Origin of the sequence: Nitratireductor sp. L15S-10 (assembly GCF_045011005.1) — a bacterium.
Taxonomy (GTDB): Bacteria; Pseudomonadota; Alphaproteobacteria; order Rhizobiales; family Rhizobiaceae; genus Nitratireductor.
In genome coordinates this window covers 2607630-2626459 of record NZ_CP120674.1, presented here as the reverse complement: position 1 = coordinate 2626459, position 18830 = coordinate 2607630, and the positions used below count along the sequence as shown (strand labels likewise).

Here is an 18830-nt window from a genome sequence, read left to right as displayed (position 1 = left end):
TAGCTAGGATGCTTTGCCCCCGACGACAACCCGCGAATGTTGGACGGGATCAACGCGCAGCCTTTTCCCTCAGGCGGGCTGCTGCTTCTGCGAGCGCCCTCGCACTTCTGGCGCTCAGGCCGCCGTTTTCATAGTCATGACGAAGCGCCTCTTCAATCTGTTCTGCAATTCTATCCAGGGAAGGGGTATCGTTCGGTGCGCTTCGGTGATCGAACAGATTGATCCAGTGATCCGTCTCGCGGCCAAACCGCATAAGACGGTCGAGGTAGAGCTCGGCGCTGCCATTGCGCGAAACAAGTCCCAAAAGGCCGGCAGCTATCGAAAGCGGACTCATCACCACATCGCGCATGCCGTCAGCCATGAGCTTGACCTGAAAGAGGATGACACGTCGGACAAGACGTCCACGCCTCCCTCGGCTCTGAGGCGATGCCACAATGCCGCTCTGCGAATGCGCTATCCCCTCCATCGCAAACCTCCCTGAAGCTTCAGCGGATATGGGGGCAGCGCTCAGGATTGCAAGAATGAACTCAGTCCCCGGCGACGAAAAACGCCCAGTGGCCCTCCGGCGTGATGCCAACCCGGTAGAAGATGTAGGCGCCAAAGCTCTTCATGTCTTCATAATCGCCGGCGGTCACCAGTGTGAACAGTTCAACCCTCTGCCTCTTGTCGAGGGATTCGAGCGGGATGGCGAAAAAGTATGGCCAGACATACATCTCCTGGGGTGTGCCTGCGTCGAGATGCACATAGCCGGCGAGTAGCACCTCCAGAAGTATGGCCAAAACCTCCTGGCCTTCTTCATCCCCGGATAGCTCGACGAGAAACTCAAGCGGATCCCCATCCAGTCCACCGAGCGAGAGGCGTGTCGCACTGTCGCCGTTACCGATCAGCGGGCGCAGATTTTCGATATCGCCGCTTTTCGCCGCTTCGACGATCAGGCCGTGCATACGCCGGACAGGTTCTGGCAACTCTTCCAGATCGTAATGGACCTCCGGTAGCTCCTTCCCAATCTGGGTATCCGGGCGCACGACGTCGCGCAGCGGCGTGTCCCCAATTGGCGAGGTGCCCTCTGTGGGCTCAGAACCCTCCGGAGAGGACGTGTCATTCTTGGGAAAGCTGATCGGCGGCGGCAGCGGCACGCGCTCAACACTGTCGGATCCGGCCTGATCTTCTTCTATCGGTTCAGCCTGCTGAAGCTCACTGAGAGCGTACGCAGAGAGGCCTGACGTTGCGTTCAAGCCAAAGGCTGCCAGACCGGCTAGAAGGATGTGTCGCCAACGCCTGCGAACTCGCAGGCTTGCAGGGTTTAGGACGTTCACCAGATTCCAGGTCATTGTCACGTCTCAGTTTCCGTAGCGCTGCACGATTTCCGTGGAGATGCGCGTGCCTTCGCTCATATAGTGATCGATTGCTGACAGTGCCTGGTCCGTGCAGTTTTCATAAGTCCCTGCGAAGGATCTGTAACCACGGTTGAAACTCGCAATCAACTTTTCGCGCCGTGCTGGTGATGGCGCTTCTGTTTCCAGAAGCTCTTCCATTTTCCCGCGCCACGTCTCAGATTCTTCCCCACACAGATTGCGCAGATAGTGAATCGAACCGAGCACTTCTGCCAATCGCAGAAGAGGGGCTTCATAGCTGGTCTCGTTGGCCTGCGTTGCAGGCGCGGCTATGAGAAGAGCCGCCATAAGTCCGGAAAATACTGAACCACTACGCATGCCGTGTTGTCTCCCAGCAGGCGCTGCCTGTCAAACGCCCGCGATTGCGGGAAGAGCACCACAAAACATTCACGAAAGTGGCAAGATTGAGGGCAGGGCACCCGGCAGATTCATCTGCCAGGAAAGTGTCGCAATTCTTCAACAATCGTTCGCGTGCTGTCGGTCAGTGACATGGTAGCGACTTCTTCGTAGGAATACCAACCAGCCTCGCTCGCATCGTCGCCCGCCATAACGGGGCCGCACGCGACCGTGGCGCGAAAAACGGTCAATCGAAAGGTTTGCTGATCGTCGTCGTCACGCAACACAACTTCGCGATAGGGGTTCGCCGTCTTCATTACCAGTCCCGTCTCTTCCAGTAGCTCGCGTGCGATTGCCTGTTCCAGTGTTTCCCCGGTCTCCACCCGACCGCCGGGAAACGCATACAGGTCTCGCGCGGGTGCGCGGCCACGGCGCACCAGTAGAACGCGGCCTTCCTGAACGACGGCCGCAGAAACGGCGAGGATTTCCTCCGATTTCATAAGCAGAGCCCTTGCATACTGCCACTCGATCACCAAAAGTCCGGCCTGAGTTGTGGCCAGAAAGTTATGGCCCAGAGTTATGGCCCAGAGTTATGGCTGGTGAATTGGCGGGAGGCAATCGTGCGGATGGAGCAGAGCACATGGCTGGTTGCAGGTCTGGCGTGCATGTTGTCTTTGTCGGCATGTGCAACGCTGAATGAGAGCGAGTGCGAAACGGTAAACTGGAGCGAGCTCGGACGTAATGATGGCGCGGCTGGCCGGAGCCCTTCTTATGTACAGCGTCACCGCGAAGCCTGTCAGAAGTACAGCTTGCCTGTCGACGAAACTGCCTGGCGCGCTGGCTGGGAGGGCGGTATCCGTCGCTATTGCACACCCGAGAACGGTTTGAGCGTCGGGCGTGACGGCAGCGGTTACGCCAATTCCTGCCCGGCGGATGTTGCGCCAGGCTTCGAGAGCGCTTACCGCGTCGGCAAGCGTGTTCATGATGCCCGGTCAGAGTATGATCGCTTGAAGCGCGAACTCGAACAGCTTTACGACGATCTGGAAGATGCCGCCAAGGGCGAGGACCGTAGCAAGGTGCGCAATCGGATTTCACTGAAGGAATCGGATCTGTTCTTTGCTGAGGGGCGTGTGCGTGATGCCGAACGCCTGTACGATCGCTACCTCTATGAGGAGGCAGCGCGCCGCTACTAGCGGTCTGGCGGGGGATATTCGCTTATGTGTGGTCGCTTCGCTCTCACCGATACACCCGATGCGGTGCAGTCGCTGCTTGCCGTGACAGATTTCGAACCGTTCCCCCCGCGCTACAACATCGCTCCGACGCAGCCTGTTCTAATGGCCCTGTCAGGTCCTTCCCGGGGGCCCGGAGCCAACCTGCCTTCACGGCAAAGCGTGCTCGTTCGCTGGGGGCTCATTCCCTCCTGGGCCAAGAATCCGGACGACTTCTCCCTGCTATTCAATGCCCGCTCTGAAACGGCGGCGGAAAAGGCATCGTTCCGTACCGCCATGCGCCACCGCCGGACATTGGTTCCAGCCAATGGATTCTACGAATGGCGTCGCGTCGGCTCAAAGCGGGCGGAGCCATATTGGGTCCGGCCTCGCGATGGCGGGCTGATCGCCTTCGCCGGGTTGATGGAAAGCTGGTCCGATCCCGGGGGGACCGAGATCGATACAGGCGCCATCCTGACGACGGAAGCGAATGAGGATTTACGTGGCATCCATCATCGCATGCCTGTGATTATCAGGCCCGAGGACTTCGACCGCTGGCTGGACTGCCTCAATCAGGAACCGCGTCACGTGGCCGATCTCCTGAAACCGGCCGATCCCGGATTTTTCGAGGCAGTGCCTGTATCGGACCGGGTCAACAAGGTGGCAAATGCCGGCCCGGGCCTTCAGGAGCGGGTCGAGCGTCATGACGAAAAGGCTTCTGGCACGAAATCCGCGAACGACACCGACCAGCTCGACCTTTTTTAAGCGATGGTCCGCATGAGATGGACGGCTTCGGCGCCGAAACGGTAGACGCCTTCCCGCAGCCCCTGGAACGATTGGCGCGACACATCGCTGACGGGCAGGGGAAGCTCTTCCTCTGAAATGCGCCCCAGCATCAGCTCGGCCAGAGCTTTGCCGAACACGGTACCCGGCCCGATGCCGCGACCGTTATATCCGGAAAAGCCGACAACTTTGTCGCCGAAGCGATGGAACTTCGGCAGGTGGTCTGAGGTCATACCGATATGCCCGTACCAGCAATGCTCAAACCGGGTGCCTTTCAGTTCCGGAAACAACCGGGCGATGGCGCGTTCGGCCCACGCACGATGCACGGCCTGACCCGTACCCTTCAGGGCACCAACGCTTCCGAAGACAAGACGTCCCTCCCGGTCCCACCGGAATGAGGTCAGTATCTGCTTCGTGTCCCATGCACCCTGCCGCTCCGGCAATATCCGCTCGCGCATGGCCGGCGGCAGGGGAGGCGTGGCGAAGTTGAAATAGGGCAGGTGGACGATTTCCTCACGGATCTGCGGCCACGGCGTGGTGGTGTAGGCGTTGGTTGCAACAATCACCTGCCGGGCCGTTAGCGAGCCCTTGGGAGTTTCAAGCCGCCAACTATCACCTCTCTGTTCCGCTTTCGTCACCCGGGAGTCGGTGTGAAGCCTTGCGCCGGCGTTTGCGGCCGCATGGGCGAGGCCCCTTGCATAGGCCAGCGGCTGGATCGTGCCGGCTCGTTCATCCAGCAACGCGCCCGAAAACGCGTTGCTCCCGATCTTTTTTTGGGCTTCCTCGCGTTCAAGAAGCCGCACCGGTGCACCGCGCGCCTTCCATTGCCTTGCGCGCTCATCAAGTTGCCTGAGACCGCTTTCCCCAACGGCGCAGTGGAGCGTGCCCACGGGCATAGCCTCGCAGTCCATGCCGTGTCGCGCCGCCAGATCGAACACGACGCGGGGTGCATCGCCAAGGACGCTGAGCAGCCGCTCTCCATAGGTTTCACCGAGAATCCCGGGAAGGTCATCGGGCATGACCCACATGCCGGCATTCACGAGGCCCACATTGCGCCCTGAGCCGCCAAAGCCGATCTCATCGGCCTCCAGCAGAACCACATCGGCTCCAGCTTCGGCCAGATGCAGCGCAGCGGAAAGACCGGTATAGCCAGCGCCGACGATGGCGATCTCAGTCATCACATCGCCCGTCAAGGCTGTTGTCTGCGGCGCGGCAGGGGCTGTTTTCTCCCACAGGCCGTGGGAAAGCGGGTCGTTCCTCATCTAGCGGACTCACTGCAAACCGAGATTGTTCCGACAGATCACATGCTGACCGCCGCCAAGCAAAGCGAAAAATCAGCATGATCTCATGCAGACACGGCATTGAATGTATCGCACACCATCCTAGCCATCGCTCTCGCAATGTCTGGAAACCGTGCTGCCCCTAGTCACCCGCTCCGGCCGCGCCAGAGCAAAACCTCAGTCGGTCTGCGTGTCGTAAGGGGATTGTTTCGGTGCCGGTGCCGGCTTCTCGGCCTTGCACTGCAGAGCAGCGTTGATCGCTGCGGGTCCAACCGCGTGATACTGGCTTAGCAGGAGCTTTTCCTGTTCGGCGGTATACTCTGCTGGCTTGTTCATGTCGCGGGGCATAACTATTCCTTGGTTCCGCGTTGTCGTCCCTTCCGCGCAGATGGGGACCAAATCCGACAAAATCTTGACAGACTGCCCCGTCGGAAGACGCATTCTTAAAATTGCCGCATCAGCCTTAACATTTCCTTCACATTGCCATTTTGCTTGCAATACCTCTTTCGGGCCGCGAAGCAGGGTTTCAGCGTGATCCCCAGCCTTTTGGCTTTCAGCTTTTAGTCTTGACGCATTTGCCGCCTGCGGCGATAAGAAAGTCCATGAAAACGCTGTGCACCATTATTGGCATTTGCATTATCGGCTAGCGCACACCGCTGGTCCGGACGTTTTCGCCCTTCTTTCCCGACGAGAAAAACGCCCAGGCCAGAGGCCGGTGCGAACCATGCCCGCAATATGCGTGTCGCTTGAGCATGGCGACGGGTTGAAAACGGAAGGCGAGGATGACGAACGGTTTCAAGGGCCTCAGGGTCTACAACACGCTGACGCGGGCCAAAGAGGACTTCGTCCCCATCGATGAGAAGAATGTCCGCATGTATGTGTGCGGGCCGACTGTCTATGACTATGCCCATATCGGCAATGCACGTCCGGCCATCGTCTTCGACGTCCTGTTTCGTCTTCTTCGCCACCTCTATGGCGAGGACCACGTTACCTATGTGCGCAACATCACCGACGTGGACGACAAGATCAATGCGCGTGCCCGCCGCGACTATCCGGACTTGCCGCTCAATGAGGCGATCCGCGAAGTCACGCAGAAAACGGCCGACCAGTACCATGCAGATGTCGCCGCCCTCGGCTGCCTGAAACCGACCATCGAGCCGCGCGCCACTGATTTTGTCTTGCCCCGCTCGGACGGGCTGACGGATATGGTGAGCCTGATTCAATCTCTCATGGATCGCGGGCATGCCTATGAAGCCAAAGGAGAAATCCTTTTCGACACCGCCTCCATGCCGGCCTATGGCGGGCTCTCCAGGCGCAAGCTTGAAGACCAGCAGGCCGGTGCCCGCATCGCCGTCGAAGCACACAAGAAAAACCCGGCCGATTTTGTCCTGTGGAAGCAGTCCTCTTCAGATGAGCCGGGATGGGACGCACACTTCACCATCGCCGGGGCGGCCATGACCATCTGCGGCCGCCCCGGCTGGCACATCGAGTGCTCGGCCATGTCGGCGGCCTATCTTGGCGAGGAGTTCGACATTCACGGCGGCGGCCTCGACCTGATCTTCCCGCACCACGAAAACGAGATCGCGCAATCCTGCTGCGCCCATGGCCGCGATGTCATGGCGCATTACTGGATGCACAATGGCTTCCTTCAGGTGGAGGGGCGAAAGATGTCCAAATCCGAGGGCAATTTCGTCACCATCCATGAGTTGCTTGAAACGGAGAAATTCGGCGGGCGTAAATGGCCGGGCGAGGTCTTGCGTCTTGCAATGCTGATGACGCACTACCGCGAGCCGATCGACTTTTCGGTGCGCAAGCTCGAAGAGGCGGAGGCGGTGCTCGACGGCTGGTATCGGGCCGTCGGTGATATTGGAGCCGGTGATATCGGTTGCGCGGATACCATCGCCGCGCTCGGCGACGATCTGGGGACAACCGCTGCTATTGCCAGCCTTCACGAGTTGCGCGGCGAGGCGATGAAGGGCAGCAACCCCGCGAGACAGGCTCTTAAAACAAGTGCAGCTCTTCTCGGATTGTTGTCAGCAAGTGAGAGCGATTGGTTTGCGGCAAAAGTGTCAGAGGCGTCTATCGACACCGGTGCGGTGGAGACTGCAGTCGAGGCGCGGCTTGCGCATCTGCGCCAAAAGAACTTCTCGGAGGCCGACCGGATCCGCGACGAACTTGCCGCACAGGGTGTCCAGCTCATGGACTACAAGGACACGGAGAGCGGCGAACGCCGCACCAGATGGGAGGTGAAACGGTGAGGCAGGTGGTGTTCACCCCCTCTGTCTTGCCCGGCATCTCCTCCTCAAAAGGGGAGGCCAGACGGTGGGGCTGGTTTCGCCAATCGCCAGCGTGTTCGTCGAAGCCATCTGTCACACGTCGGCCTGGGAGAGAGCAGGGATGAGCCTCGACAACAAACCTGTCTATTCCGGCGGCTGCCAGTGCGGGGCGGTGCGTTTTCATGTCGAAGGCGCGCTTGGCGAGGCATCGGTTTGCCATTGCCGCATGTGTCAGAAGGCGAGCGGCAACATCATGCTTCCGCTGGTTTCGGTGCGTGGCGCGAAACTCGCCTGGACACGCGCCGAACCGAGGCGCTTCCAGTCGTCCAGCCATGTGCGGCGGGGCTTTTGCCCGCAATGCGGCACGCCGCTTACCTATGAGGCGCCCGACGGGCTGGCGATCACCATCGCCGCCTTCGACCACCCGGAGGAAATCGCGCCGGTGGTGCAGTGGGGCTTGGAAGGAAAACTTCCCTACACCGACGGTATCGCAGCCCTCCCGGGCTATACCTCCGAAGAAGACGCAGGCGCGGTGGAGTTTCTGCGTGACCTGGTTTCCTACCAGCATCCCGATCACGATACGGACAAATGGCCGCTGCATGAAAACGCACGGAAAGACTTCGAGAATGACTGAGTTACGTACGCTCTACCCGGAAATCGAGCCATTCGAGAGCGGTATGCTGGATGTGGGCGATGGTCACACCGTCTATTGGGAGCGCGTGGGCACCCGTGGCGCAAAGCCAGTCGTCTTCCTTCATGGCGGTCCGGGCGGCGGGTGTTCCCCGACGCATCGACGTGCGTTCAATCCGGAAAAATACGACGTAATGCTCTTCGACCAGCGCGGTTGCGGCCGTTCGAAACCTCATGCGGAACTCGAGGCAAATACCACCTGGCATCTCGTTGCTGATATCGAGCGGCTGCGGAACCTGATGGGTGTTGAGAAATGGCAGGTCTTTGGTGGCTCATGGGGCTCCACACTGGCGCTCGCCTATGCCGAGACCCATCCCGAACGCGTCTCCGAACTGATCCTGCGCGGCATCTACACGCTCACCCGTGCCGAACTCGATTGGTATTACCAGTTCGGCGTCTCGCAGATGTTCCCCGAAAAGTGGGAGCGTTTCATTGCTCCGATACCGGAGGAAGAGCGCGGTGACCTGATGGCGGCCTACCGCAAGCGCCTGACCTCAAGCGATCGCGTGGTTCAGCTTGAAGCGGCAAAGGCGTGGAGCTTGTGGGAGGGCGAGACCATTACGCTGTTGCCCGATCAGGGCCTCACAGAGGATTTCGGCGAAGAGGATTTCGCCATCGCCTTCGCGCGCATCGAAAATCACTTCTTCGTCCATGGCGGCTGGTTTGAAGACGGCCAGCTTCTGCGCGACGCGCATAAACTCGCGGGCATCCCCGGCGTTATCGTTCACGGCCGCTACGACATGCCGTGTCCGGCGCACTACGCCTGGCAGTTGCATAAGGCCTGGCCGGACGCGCAATTCCATTTGATTGAGGGGGCGGGGCACGCCTTTTCAGAACCGGGCATTCTCGACCGCTTGATCCGGGCAACAGACCAGTTTGCAGGCAAATGACGATGGCACAGAAAGAACGCATCTACCTTTTCGACACCACGCTGCGCGATGGTCAGCAGACGCCGGGCGTGGATTTTTCCGTCGAGGACAAAATCGCCGTGGCAAGGCTGCTCGACGATTTCGGCTTCGACTATGTTGAAGGTGGCTATCCCGGCGCAAACCCCACGGATACCGCCTTCTTTTCGAAGAAGCGCACCGGCAATGCCGCTTTTGTCGCTTTCGGCATGACCAAGCGCGCCGGTGTCTCCGCCTCCAATGATCCGGGCCTTGCGGCCCTGCTTCAGTCGGCGAGCGATGCGATCTGCTTTGTCGCCAAGAGCTGGGATTACCATGTGCGCGTCGCGCTCGGCTGCACCAATGAGGAAAATCTGGAATCGATCACTGCCTCGGTCGAGGCGTCGGTTGCCGCCGGCAAGGAGACGATGGTCGACTGCGAACATTTTTTCGATGGCTATAAGGCCAATCCGGACTATGCGCTGGCCTGTGCGAAGGCGGCCCATGACGCAGGCAGCCGCTGGGTGGTGCTGTGCGACACCAATGGGGGCACGCAGCCGTCTGAGATTAGGGAAATCGTGAGTGCGGTTATCGGGGCTGGCATTCCCGGCACGCATCTGGGCATTCATGCTCATGACGATACGGGCCAGGCCGTGGCGAATTCCCTTGCCGCCATCGAGGCTGGAGTGCGTCAGGTCCAGGGCACGCTCAATGGCATTGGTGAACGTTGTGGCAACGCCAATCTGGTGACCATCCTGCCCACTCTCATGCTCAAACCCGCCTATGCGGAACGCTTCAAGACGGGCATTCCCGGCGACAGGCTGGCTGATCTCGCGCGCCTTTCCCACGGCTTTGACGAGCTATTGAACCGCGCTCCTGAGCCGCAGGCGCCCTATGTTGGCGCATCGGCCTTTGCCACCAAGGCCGGTATCCACGCCTCTGCCGTGCTGAAGGAGCCCGCAACTTATGAGCACGTGCCGCCGGAGAGCGTTGGCAACACGCGCCGCGTCATGGTCTCCGACCAGGGCGGGAAGTCGAATTTCATCGCAGAGCTCAAGCGCCGGGGTATTGCCGTTGACAAGGCCGATCCGCGGCTCGATACGCTCATCGCGCTCGTGAAGGAGCGTGAGGCTCAAGGCTATGCCTATGAAGGCGCGGATGCGAGCTTCGAGCTCTTGGCGCGCCGAACCCTCGGCCGCGTGCCGGAGTTCTTCAAGGTGGATGGTTTTCGGTGCATGGTGGAGCGTCGCTTCGATGCGAATGGCGAACTGAAAACCGTATCGGAGGCCGTCGTCCGGGTGACGGTGGACGGTGAGACGCTGATGTCGGTCGCGGAGGGCCACGGCCCCGTCAATGCACTCGACATCGCTCTGCGCAAGGACCTTGGCAAATATCAGGCCGAAATTTCGGATCTGGCGCTGGCCGACTACAAGGTGCGCATTCTGAATGGCGGAACCGAGGCGATCACGCGTGTTCTGATCGAATCGTTCGACGGCACGGGCGCACGCTGGTGGACGGTCGGTGTTTCAGACAACATCATTGATGCTTCGTTCCAGGCGTTAATGGACTCCATCGTCTACAAGCTGGTCAAGAACCGCGACAAGGCGGTGGAGGCTGCAGAGAACGCTGCATGATTGAGGCGCGCCAATTGCTGGACCAATAAAATGAGATGGCGCCGCTCCGCAGCGATGTGACAGGATGTAGAAACGCCTGTCGCCCGCCGGGCCTGCCGTGGAAAGCACATGTCCGAGATTGCAGAAAAGCCGCTCAGCGCGGACCGAAACGATGCCATGCGCGGGTTCTTTTTCGCGTTGTCCGCTTATGGATTGTGGGGTTTTCTTCCTCTCTACATGAAGCTCGTTTCTCATATCCCGGCGATGGAGGTGGTGGCCCATCGCGTTCTATGGTCGCTGCCGGTCGCAGCCATCATCCTTTATCTTCTGGGGCGCACCGACGATATCCGTCAGGCATTGCGTTCGCCCCGTACGCTTCTCATGGCAGCGCTGACGGCGGCGATTATCTCGTGCAACTGGGGTATCTATGTGTGGGCGATTGCTGTCGACCGGACCGTCGAAACGGCGCTTGGCTATTACATCAACCCGCTGGTCAGCATCGCCATGGCGGCGCTTTTTCTCGGTGAGCGTCTGAACCGTTACCAGATCGCGGCGGTTTGCCTTGCCGGCCTCGCCGTTCTCATCCTCACCACCGATGCGGGCGGTCTGCCCTGGGTGTCCCTCAGCCTCGCCTTCAGCTTCGCAGCCTACGGCATTCTGCGCAAGACTTTGCCCATCGGGCCAAGCCAGGGCTTTTTCCTGGAGGTGCTGATCCTCGCTCTTCCGGCCCTCGGCTATCTCATGTGGCTGGGTGCAAAGGGAGGCGCACACTTTACGCTGTCCAGCCCGGGCGACATCGCGCTGCTGATCGGTTGTGGCCCGGTCACGGCCATCCCGCTCATCCTGTTTGCCATGGGCGCCAAGCTTCTGCGCTATTCAACAATCGGCATCATGCAGTACACCGCGCCAACCATGATCTTCCTGATCGCCGTGTTTGTCTTCAAGGAGCCTTTCGGAGGCGTCAAGGCGGTGGCGTTCGCCCTGATCTGGGCAGCCCTTGCACTTTATAGCTGGTCGATGCTGCGGGATGCACGACGCGCAAAAAATAGCCGCCCCAAAAGCTAAATGAGGGGCGGCGAAAGACGCCCGTGATGTCTGGAAGGGGTGTGCGGCGGACATCGCGGGTCAGGGACGGCTGCGCGGAGCAAACGGAACCGGGAAAACATGAAAGCAGACAGTCCCGGCGGTCGGATTGGGTTCACATGCGATGCACCGCGCCATGAGAGCCAAGCAGTCTAGTGTTACAGAGGCACGGCGTTTGCATAACACCGCGATGACAATCCTGCGCGGCTGCATGAAAGCTGTGGACAGTTAAAGCCGGTCGATGACCGCCTGATCCTCACCATTGGCTGATTTGCGTTCAGTGGCCGCTTTTAGGATTGCGGGAACAATGTCCCGGGCCTCATCCACCACAATGGGACGAACACGGTGATCGGAATGCACAAAGCATTCCAGCTTCATGTGATCGATCAGCGTGAGAAGCGGATTCCAGAAGCCACCTATGTTGGCAAAAACCATGGGTTTGTCATGCCGGGCAAGCTGGGCCCAGGTCATGATCTCGATAATCTCTTCCAGCGTACCAATGCCACCGGGTAGCGCGACAAATGCATCCGAGCGTTCGAACATGGTGTGCTTGCGTTGGTGCATGTCGTCGGTGACGATCAGTTCATCTAGCTCTGCCAGATCGACTTCGTTGGCTTCTCGGCGGATCAGGAATTTTGGAATGATGCCGGTTACCTTGCCACCGGCGTCCATCGTGCCCCGGGCAACGGCACCCATGATGCCTCTGGTTCCCGCGCCATAGACGAGCCGGAGGCGCGCCTCTGCCAGATCGCGACCCAGCGCGAGTCCAGCCTGAAAATAACGTTCATCGCGCCCATTGCTTGATCCGCAATAAACGCAAACCGACTCAATTTTGCTCATGTGACCATTGCTCGTCCTGGCCGCTGCCGCGGTCAAGAGGGTGGTGGCTTTTTCTTGTCGCTTACGCGAAAAAGCGTTACAGCGTTTCACAAAGGGACTATCGTGGGTTTATGGGCTTGACACCTTTAAAGGGGCTTCTTTTTCTCTCCGGCGCTGTCGTGGCGGGTCTCGGGGCCGCATATGTTATGGGCGCCTTCGAAACACGGGAACCTTCCCCGGCAGGTCTGTCATCGATGCCGTCTCCCGAACCGGACGCATCTTCGACCCCGGCGAAGCTGAATGAGCCGGATGCAGGCCCCGGAACAAAGGAAGCGCGCCTGGAAGGGCCAGACGATGCTGAGACGGACGACAGGGCTTCTGAAACTCTGAAGTCTGCTCAGGAGATTGAACCGCCGACATTCGACGTTGTGCGGGTCGAGCCCAATGGATCGATGGTGGTCGCTGGCAAGGCTGCACCCAATGCGCGGGTCGAGATCATCAATGGAGCGACCGTTCTTGGAACCACGATAAGCGGTCCTTCAGGCGATTTCGCGGCTGTGCTTGATGAGCCTCTGAAGCCAGGGGATTACCAGATCGTTTTGCGGGCAACGACACCAGAAAACCTTGCCGCGACATCCGTTGAAACGGCTATCGTTACAGTGCCCGACAGCGAAACCGGACAGGTGCTTGCACTTGTCGATCAACCGGGTGCGCCCAGCCGCCTGATCACGGTGCCTGAAGCCACAGCCCCCGAAGAGGGCAAGGCGCAGATGGAAGGGGAAGAGAAGGCCGAAGCCACACCAGCAGGCCAGGAGCAAGCGGTCTCGGTAGAAACGCCGCAGGCCGAACCCGCACCAGCCAACGCTCAGGTCATGAGCCCGCCGGCGGAGGAGACCGCGCCTGCGGCCGAGCAGCCATCGCCGTCCGCTTCAACAATCGCGCAAACCTCTACGCCCCCCGCGGCAAGCCCGGAAACCCCCTTTATCGAAGCGGTCGAGATTGATGGACGCCAGGTCTTCGTTGCCGGTGCGGCTCGACCCGGCAGCACGATCCGTGTCTACGTGAATCAGATTCTTCTGGGAGAAACGGTCACCACACCCAATGGACGTTTCCTGATCGAAGCGACCCGTGAACTGCCCACCGGTGATTATATCGTGCGCGCTGACATGCTTTCTGATGATGGTCGCAGCGTCATTGCCCGTGCAGCCGTGCCTTTCACGAGGTCGGAGGGTGAGCAGGTGGCGGCTGTCGCTGCCCCGAATGCCGGGCCGGACGTGCGCAATGATGCCTCCGATGACAAGGATGCCCGTCTACCGACCACCGAGACGCCCAAAACTGGGCAGGAGCAGAAGACTGCTGCAGCGGCGACTGCGTCTGCTGATCCGGAGACCACGGCTCCAAAGCTCGCTCCGGTGGATGGCTCTGTCATCATCCGTCGCGGCGACACCCTCTGGCATATTTCCCGCCGGGTCTATGGCCGCGGCATTCGCTACACCACGCTCTATCTGGCCAATCAGGACCAGATCGAAGACCCTGACCGCATCTGGCCGGGGCAGGTTTTTGCCGTGCCTGAAAGCACGGAGGAAGGCGAAGCCGCCGATATGGATGCTATCGAGGATCGGACGGTCAAACCGGACAGCGCAAATTAGTCGACAACAAAATTTTTCTTTGCCTTGAAATCGCGAGACCTTTCATCGTATATCGCCGATGAACGATGAAAGGTTCAGCCATGCCGAGAACTATGCCGGACACGTGCTGCGCGCATCACGCCATCACGAGGGGTGTGAGTGCGCTGTCTCATCCTGCACGCATAGAGATACTCAAGCATCTTTCGGGCTATGATGCATGTTGCTGCAAGGATGTGGTGAGACACCTTCACCTTGCGCAGTCGACGGTCTCCCAGCACTTGAAAGTGCTCGTGGATGCGGGGCTCGTGCATGTGCGTCCACAGCGTCAGAGTTCGCGCTATGAGGTCGACACAGAAGCTCTCCAAAGCCTGACCGAAGCCCTGGCGCATCTGACGCAGACCTGCATCGACGCCAAGAAAAGCAGAAAATCAAACCACGAGGCCGAAGCGAATGACCAGTAAAACCGTATCCGCCGAGGGCTCGACTTTCCAGACCTTGCGCAATCTCTGGCCCTATATGTGGCCGTCCCACCGGGCGGATCTGAAACGGCGTGTAGTCATCGCCGCATTCTTCCTGGTGCTCGCCAAGGTCATTCTTGTCTTTGTTCCGTATTTTTACAAATGGGCCACCAACGTCCTGTCCGGTGAAGGCGAGGCGCCCGGCTTCCTACCCGCCATTCTGGCCGGACCGATCATGTTGGTCGTGGCTTACAATGTCGTGCGTGTGGTCCAGCTTGGTTTTAACCAGTTGCGCGATGCACTTTTTGCAAGTGTGGGGCAGCATGCGGTACGCCAGCTTGCCCACCGCACCTTTGTCCACATGCATCAGTTGTCGCTGCGCTTCCATCTGGAGCGGCGCACGGGCGGGCTGTCGCGCATCATCGAGCGTGGCACCAAGGGTATCGACACGATCGTCCGCTTCACGATCCTGAACTCGATACCCACGGTTCTCGAGTTCGTTCTCGCCGCGGGTATTTTCGCATTCGCCTATGGCTGGGTCTACGTTGCGATCATCGCCGTTACGGTCTGGCTCTATACCTGGTTCACGATCCGAGCGAGTGACTGGCGCATCGGAATTCGTCGGCAGATGAATGATTCGGATACCGATGCCAACACCAAGGCCATCGATTCCCTGCTCAATTTCGAAACGGTCAAATATTTCAATAACGAAGCGATGGAGGCCCGGCGTTTCGACCGGTCCATGGCGCGCTACGAGGATGCGGCAACCCGCACCTGGACATCGCTAGGCTGGCTCAATTTCGGTCAGGGCGTCATTCTGGGGCTGGGCATGACCGCCGCCATGGGGCTGTCGGCCTACGAGGTGATGCGCGGTACACAGACGGTTGGCGATTTCGTTTTCATCAACGCGATGCTGATGCAGCTTTCCATTCCTCTGAACTTCATCGGCTTTGTTTATCGCGAAATCCGGCAGGGCCTGACCGATATCGAGCAGATGTTCGATCTGCTTGACGTTCGTGCTGAGGTCACCGACAGGCCCGATGCAGAGACACTCACCGTTGAGGAGGGCGACGTCCGCTTCGAGAATGTGCGTTTTTCCTATGATCCTGAACGGCCGATCCTCAAAGGCATCAGCTTCGAAATCCCGGCCGGAAAGACTGTCGCCGTTGTCGGCCCTTCCGGTGCAGGGAAGTCCACCATCTCACGCCTTCTTTTCCGCTTCTACGATGCGCAGAGCGGTGAGATCACAATAGACGGGCAGAATGTGAAGGATGTGACGCAGGAAAGTCTGCGCGCGGCTATCGGAATGGTCCCACAGGATACGGTGCTCTTCAACGACACCATTGCCTACAATATCCGGTACGGCAGGCCTGACGCCAGCGATGAAGAGGTGCGCAAGGCGGCCGAGTTGGCTCAGATCGGTTCGTTCATCGAGAGTTTGCCGGAAGGATATGAGACGATGGTCGGTGAGCGCGGGCTAAAGCTTTCTGGCGGTGAAAAGCAGCGTGTCGCCATCGCCCGCACGATCCTCAAGGCACCACCCATTCTCCTGCTTGACGAGGCCACGTCAGCCCTTGATACGCATACGGAGCAGGAGATACAGACGGCGCTCGACACCGTCAGCCGCGGGCGGACCACACTGGTGATCGCGCATCGGTTGTCGACCGTGATCAATGCAGATGAGATCATCGTTTTGAAAGGCGGAGAGATAGCCGAACGGGGACGCCATGGAGATCTTCTTGCGGCTGGCGGCCTGTACGCCGAAATGTGGAACAGGCAGCGCGAAGCAACCGAGGCTGAGGAACGCCTGCGCAAGGCGCGTGAAACCGATGAAATGGGCATCGTGGTTCGCCGGAAGCCAGCATACTAGTGGCCATCCCGCAGCTCGCTGACGTGTATCGAAAGGACACGCAGGTGTTGGAAACGGGCCGGCGGTCCTGTTGATGCGTTGCGGGAGAACCCGGATTCCGTTACCAAGGCGGCACATTCATTCGATTTGAAAGTGGCCGCCCATGAGCCTGATTGACACGATCCGCAACACTCTGGTGCCGATCCACCGCGAGGGATACCCATTTATTGCGGCCTTTGCGGGCGCTACGATTGTGCTGGGTTTGATCTGGGGGCCGTTGTTCTGGATCGGTCTGATCCTCACGGCCTGGTGCATCTACTTTTACCGTGACCCCGAGCGCGTCACCCCGGTTGACGACAGTCTGGTGATTGCGCCTGCGGATGGCGTGGTGTCCTTCGTGGGCCCCGCCGTCCCGCCTGCGGAACTTGGCATGGGCGACGGGGAGATGACCCGCGTTTCCGTTTTCATGAATGTCTTCTCCTGCCACATCAATCGCGCGCCGGTACGCGGCCGGATTTCGCTGATCGAGCATCGCCCGGGCCGTTTCCTCAATGCTGAGCTCGACAAGGCGAGCACCGAGAACGAGCGCAACGGTCTGGTGATCGAGAGTCCCCACGGCCCGGTTCCGGTGGTGCAGATCGCGGGGTTGGTCGCAAGACGCATTGTCTGCTGGGCAGAAGCACCCGGCCAGATCTCTGTCGGCGAGCGTTTCGGCCTGATCCGCTTCGGGTCCCGTGTCGACGTCTATCTCCCTTCAGGCGCGGTGCCACAAGTTGCCATAGGTCAGACCGCCGTTGGCGGCGAAACTGTGATCGCCGCTTTCGGGCATGACCTCAAGCAGCCCATCGTCAGGGTTTCCTGATGGCCGGGCCCTTTCCACCATTCGAGCCGCATGGCGGGGGCGGGCCGAAACTTAGTGAAATTCCGTTGCGCATGCTGGTGCCGAACGTCATAACCGTTCTGGCAATTTGCGCCGGGCTTTCCGGTATACGACTGGCCTTCGAGCACCGTGTCGAAACGGCGGTGGTCATGGTGCTGATTGCTGCTTTTCTTGACGCGGTGGATGGGCGTGTGGCGCGCATGCTCAAGGCTTCGTCGAAATTCGGCGCACAGATGGATTCACTTGCCGACATCGTGAATTTCGGTGTCGCCCCGGCGCTTGTCCTCTATGCCTATGTTCTGGACAGGGCTGGCGCACTCGGCTGGATTGCAGCGCTCCTGTTTGCCATCGCCTGTTGTCTGAGGCTAGCGCGGTTCAATGTGATGCTTGAGGATCCGGAACGGCCCGCCTGGCACACGGATTATTTTGTTGGTGTTCCCGCGCCTGCCGGAGCGGCGCTTGTGCTCCTGCCAGTTTACCTGGGCTTTCTCGGCATTGCGCCGGATACCACCATGGCCTTTGCCGCATCGGCCTATACCGTTCTGATCGGCTTCCTGCTGGTGAGCCGCTTGCCGGTCTATTCGGGAAAGAGCTCCGGGAGCCGTGTCCCGCGTGAATATGTTCTTCCACTGATTCTGGGGCTGGCGCTCTACGTGCTTCTTCTAACCAGCTTTACCTGGATGACCCTGACGGTCTCAGCGCTTGGTTATCTGGTTTTTCTTGTTTTCAGCATGCGGGCCTACGCCCGCCGTGCGGAACTGGAAGACAGGAAAGTTGCCGAAGAAGCCGGTGACGGCCCGACGTAATTTCCCGTATCAGGTCTCGACTGTTGGCGCAGGCGCGCCACGAACCTCGATCATTCGGCCAAAGAGGGCTTCGGAAGCGCGCATGTCTTCCCTGCCAGAGCGTGCGATCAAGGCCTCGATCGTCATCGGAGGCAGGGTGCGTACGTGGCGCGCCGGTACCAACCCGCGCCGCTCCATATAGACAGGGACCACGTTTGCCTCGGCCTTGAGCGCAATCCGTGCGACGGCACGAAACAGGCGAAACGCCTTGGTGTCCGGCTCCGTGTCGTCAGGCATGTAGACGGCAAGTCGACCATTACCTTTGAGGCGGCGCACAAGCCTGCGGCTGACGAAAACATGATGCGCGTTGAAGGCAATCGTGCGGGCGAGCGCGCGCCAGGGCTCGAGAAGTGGTGACTTTGCCGATGCTTCGTCCAGAATATGCAGCGTGTCGTCCGGCAACAGTGCAAGCATCGTCGCAGGGTCGAGGCTGGACTGATGCCAAACTGCATAGATCACCGGGGTTTCGGCTTTCCGCGCCAAATCGATCTCACGATCGCTGATGCGGAATACGAGCTTCAAAGGCGCATGCAAGGCCGCCTGGTGAAAGCTGACACCGCGGCGATACTGGACGATGCCTGCCATGGCGGCCCACACCGCCAGAACAAGCAGCACGAATTGGATGATCAGTATCATGCCGCATCTCCCAATCGCCGGTCCTTTACCATTGGGCGCAGCCCGGCATAATTCTCAATGTTCGGTCAGTCACGTCGAAGACGCAGACCTTTCCGCAGCCCCTCGTGGCGCGGTCGCTTCGTCCGCTGCCGGGTGGAAAGGTAACGAATGCGTTCCGCAGGTCAATCG

General features: G+C 59.7%; 20 protein-coding genes. 12 read left to right on the top strand and 8 right to left on the bottom strand.

Annotation, left to right across the window (positions count from 1 at the left end; translation table 11 throughout):
• Window positions 1–49: 49 nt before the first annotated feature.
• From P2W41_RS12590 to P2W41_RS12575, 4 genes are all read right to left on the bottom strand, one after another.
• A complete protein-coding gene (locus P2W41_RS12590) occupies window positions 50–466 on the bottom strand; it encodes a hypothetical protein (RefSeq protein ID WP_292893501.1) in 417 nt (138 codons plus the stop codon).
• 61 nt (window positions 467–527) lie between these two features.
• The gene (locus P2W41_RS12585) at window positions 528–1331 is read right to left on the bottom strand and encodes a hypothetical protein (protein ID WP_404933309.1); all 804 of its coding nucleotides are present in this window, start codon (window positions 1329–1331) and stop codon (window positions 528–530) included.
• A 9-nt stretch (window positions 1332–1340) separates the two neighbouring features.
• On the bottom strand, window positions 1341–1682 hold the full coding sequence (locus P2W41_RS12580; protein ID WP_404933308.1) for a TIGR02301 family protein: 342 nt from the start codon (window positions 1680–1682) through the stop codon (window positions 1341–1343).
• Window positions 1683–1822: 140 nt separating this feature from the next.
• The gene (locus tag P2W41_RS12575) at window positions 1823–2230 is read right to left on the bottom strand and encodes an NUDIX hydrolase (RefSeq protein WP_404933307.1); all 408 of its coding nucleotides are present in this window, start codon (window positions 2228–2230) and stop codon (window positions 1823–1825) included.
• A gap of 66 nt (window positions 2231–2296) precedes the next feature.
• Here P2W41_RS12575 and P2W41_RS12570 point away from each other — a divergent pair, with 66 nt between their 5' ends.
• Both P2W41_RS12570 and P2W41_RS12565 read left to right on the top strand, forming a co-directional pair.
• Window positions 2297–2923, top strand: a complete 627-nt coding sequence (locus tag P2W41_RS12570; protein ID WP_404933306.1) for a DUF2799 domain-containing protein — start codon at window positions 2297–2299, stop codon at window positions 2921–2923.
• Window positions 2924–2947: 24 nt separating this feature from the next.
• The gene (locus tag P2W41_RS12565; protein WP_404933305.1) at window positions 2948–3703 is read left to right on the top strand and encodes an SOS response-associated peptidase; all 756 of its coding nucleotides are present in this window, start codon (window positions 2948–2950) and stop codon (window positions 3701–3703) included.
• Here the strand turns inward: P2W41_RS12565 and P2W41_RS12560 are convergent.
• Window positions 3700–4983, bottom strand: coding sequence for an NAD(P)/FAD-dependent oxidoreductase (locus P2W41_RS12560; protein WP_404933304.1), 1284 nt, complete (start codon window positions 4981–4983; stop codon window positions 3700–3702). The two genes, P2W41_RS12565 and P2W41_RS12560, sit on opposite strands and share 4 nt — an antisense overlap.
• Window positions 4984–5178: 195 nt before the next feature.
• Entirely contained in the window at window positions 5179–5337 is a 159-nt protein-coding gene (locus P2W41_RS12555; RefSeq protein ID WP_141686065.1) for a transcriptional regulator, read from the bottom strand.
• 446 nt (window positions 5338–5783) lie between these two features.
• On the opposite strand from P2W41_RS12555, the gene cysS reads away from it, so the two are divergent.
• The 5 genes from cysS (at window position 5784) to rarD (ending at window position 11529) form a co-directional block, all read left to right on the top strand.
• Window positions 5784–7259, top strand: a complete 1476-nt coding sequence (gene cysS, locus P2W41_RS12550) for a cysteine--tRNA ligase (RefSeq protein ID WP_404933303.1) — start codon at window positions 5784–5786, stop codon at window positions 7257–7259.
• A 139-nt stretch (window positions 7260–7398) separates the two neighbouring features.
• On the top strand, window positions 7399–7911 hold the full coding sequence (locus tag P2W41_RS12545; protein WP_292893527.1) for a GFA family protein: 513 nt from the start codon (window positions 7399–7401) through the stop codon (window positions 7909–7911).
• Window positions 7904–8857: a prolyl aminopeptidase gene (pip, locus tag P2W41_RS12540; protein WP_404933302.1), complete on the top strand. Its 954-nt coding sequence runs from the start codon at window positions 7904–7906 to the stop codon at window positions 8855–8857. Before P2W41_RS12545 ends, pip begins: the two co-directional genes overlap by 8 nt.
• Window positions 8854–10485, top strand: coding sequence for a citramalate synthase (gene cimA, locus P2W41_RS12535; RefSeq protein ID WP_292893533.1), 1632 nt, complete (start codon window positions 8854–8856; stop codon window positions 10483–10485). Before pip ends, cimA begins: the two co-directional genes overlap by 4 nt.
• Before the next feature lie 108 nt (window positions 10486–10593).
• Window positions 10594–11529, top strand: a complete 936-nt coding sequence (gene rarD / locus P2W41_RS12530; protein WP_292893537.1) for an EamA family transporter RarD — start codon at window positions 10594–10596, stop codon at window positions 11527–11529.
• A 246-nt stretch (window positions 11530–11775) separates the two neighbouring features.
• Here rarD and P2W41_RS12525 read toward each other — a convergent pair whose 3' ends face one another.
• A complete protein-coding gene (locus P2W41_RS12525) occupies window positions 11776–12387 on the bottom strand; it encodes a TIGR00730 family Rossman fold protein (protein ID WP_292893540.1) in 612 nt (203 codons plus the stop codon).
• A 233-nt stretch (window positions 12388–12620) separates the two neighbouring features.
• On the opposite strand from P2W41_RS12525, the gene P2W41_RS12520 reads away from it, so the two are divergent.
• From P2W41_RS12520 to pssA, 5 genes are all read left to right on the top strand, one after another.
• Complete coding sequence (locus tag P2W41_RS12520) at window positions 12621–14015, top strand: LysM peptidoglycan-binding domain-containing protein (RefSeq protein ID WP_404933301.1); 1395 nt, start codon at window positions 12621–12623, stop codon at window positions 14013–14015.
• A 65-nt stretch (window positions 14016–14080) separates the two neighbouring features.
• Window positions 14081–14455: an ArsR/SmtB family transcription factor gene (locus tag P2W41_RS12515; RefSeq protein WP_404933300.1), complete on the top strand. Its 375-nt coding sequence runs from the start codon at window positions 14081–14083 to the stop codon at window positions 14453–14455.
• A complete protein-coding gene (locus P2W41_RS12510; protein WP_404933299.1) occupies window positions 14445–16322 on the top strand; it encodes an ABCB family ABC transporter ATP-binding protein/permease in 1878 nt (625 codons plus the stop codon). The genes P2W41_RS12515 and P2W41_RS12510 overlap by 11 nt, the downstream gene beginning before the upstream one ends.
• A gap of 142 nt (window positions 16323–16464) precedes the next feature.
• On the top strand, window positions 16465–17163 hold the full coding sequence (locus tag P2W41_RS12505; RefSeq protein ID WP_292893552.1) for a phosphatidylserine decarboxylase: 699 nt from the start codon (window positions 16465–16467) through the stop codon (window positions 17161–17163).
• Window positions 17163–17987 carry a CDP-diacylglycerol--serine O-phosphatidyltransferase gene (pssA, locus tag P2W41_RS12500; protein ID WP_292893555.1) on the top strand — a complete coding sequence of 275 codons (825 nt, stop codon included), beginning with the start codon at window positions 17163–17165 and terminating at the stop codon, window positions 17985–17987. Before P2W41_RS12505 ends, pssA begins: the two co-directional genes overlap by 1 nt.
• Window positions 17988–17996: 9 nt before the next feature.
• Here the strand turns inward: pssA and P2W41_RS12495 are convergent, their stop codons facing one another.
• On the bottom strand, window positions 17997–18662 hold the full coding sequence (locus P2W41_RS12495) for a 1-acyl-sn-glycerol-3-phosphate acyltransferase (protein ID WP_404933298.1): 666 nt from the start codon (window positions 18660–18662) through the stop codon (window positions 17997–17999).
• Window positions 18663–18830: the final 168 nt, after the last annotated feature.

Excerpts from the sequence above, each read along its gene's own strand:
- P2W41_RS12590 (WP_292893501.1), bottom strand. The coding sequence starts at position 466 with ATGGAGGGGATAGCGCATTCGCAGAGCGGCATTGTGGCATCGCCTCAG.
- P2W41_RS12585 (WP_404933309.1), bottom strand. The coding sequence starts at position 1,331 with ATGACCTGGAATCTGGTGAACGTCCTAAACCCTGCAAGCCTGCGAGTT.
- P2W41_RS12580 (WP_404933308.1), bottom strand. The coding sequence starts at position 1,682 with ATGGCGGCTCTTCTCATAGCCGCGCCTGCAACGCAGGCCAACGAGACC.
- P2W41_RS12575 (WP_404933307.1), bottom strand. The coding sequence starts at position 2,230 with ATGAAATCGGAGGAAATCCTCGCCGTTTCTGCGGCCGTCGTTCAGGAA.
- P2W41_RS12570 (WP_404933306.1), top strand. The coding sequence starts at position 2,297 with ATGGCCCAGAGTTATGGCCCAGAGTTATGGCTGGTGAATTGGCGGGAG.
- P2W41_RS12565 (WP_404933305.1), top strand. The coding sequence starts at position 2,948 with ATGTGTGGTCGCTTCGCTCTCACCGATACACCCGATGCGGTGCAGTCG.
- P2W41_RS12560 (WP_404933304.1), bottom strand. The coding sequence starts at position 4,983 with ATGAGGAACGACCCGCTTTCCCACGGCCTGTGGGAGAAAACAGCCCCT.
- P2W41_RS12555 (WP_141686065.1), bottom strand. The coding sequence starts at position 5,337 with ATGAACAAGCCAGCAGAGTATACCGCCGAACAGGAAAAGCTCCTGCTA.
- cysS (WP_404933303.1), top strand. The coding sequence starts at position 5,784 with ATGACGAACGGTTTCAAGGGCCTCAGGGTCTACAACACGCTGACGCGG.
- P2W41_RS12545 (WP_292893527.1), top strand. The coding sequence starts at position 7,399 with ATGAGCCTCGACAACAAACCTGTCTATTCCGGCGGCTGCCAGTGCGGG.
- pip (WP_404933302.1), top strand. The coding sequence starts at position 7,904 with ATGACTGAGTTACGTACGCTCTACCCGGAAATCGAGCCATTCGAGAGC.
- cimA (WP_292893533.1), top strand. The coding sequence starts at position 8,854 with ATGACGATGGCACAGAAAGAACGCATCTACCTTTTCGACACCACGCTG.
- rarD (WP_292893537.1), top strand. The coding sequence starts at position 10,594 with ATGTCCGAGATTGCAGAAAAGCCGCTCAGCGCGGACCGAAACGATGCC.
- P2W41_RS12525 (WP_292893540.1), bottom strand. The coding sequence starts at position 12,387 with ATGAGCAAAATTGAGTCGGTTTGCGTTTATTGCGGATCAAGCAATGGG.
- P2W41_RS12520 (WP_404933301.1), top strand. The coding sequence starts at position 12,621 with ATGCCGTCTCCCGAACCGGACGCATCTTCGACCCCGGCGAAGCTGAAT.
- P2W41_RS12515 (WP_404933300.1), top strand. The coding sequence starts at position 14,081 with ATGAAAGGTTCAGCCATGCCGAGAACTATGCCGGACACGTGCTGCGCG.
- P2W41_RS12510 (WP_404933299.1), top strand. The coding sequence starts at position 14,445 with ATGACCAGTAAAACCGTATCCGCCGAGGGCTCGACTTTCCAGACCTTG.
- P2W41_RS12505 (WP_292893552.1), top strand. The coding sequence starts at position 16,465 with ATGAGCCTGATTGACACGATCCGCAACACTCTGGTGCCGATCCACCGC.
- pssA (WP_292893555.1), top strand. The coding sequence starts at position 17,163 with ATGGCCGGGCCCTTTCCACCATTCGAGCCGCATGGCGGGGGCGGGCCG.
- P2W41_RS12495 (WP_404933298.1), bottom strand. The coding sequence starts at position 18,662 with ATGATACTGATCATCCAATTCGTGCTGCTTGTTCTGGCGGTGTGGGCC.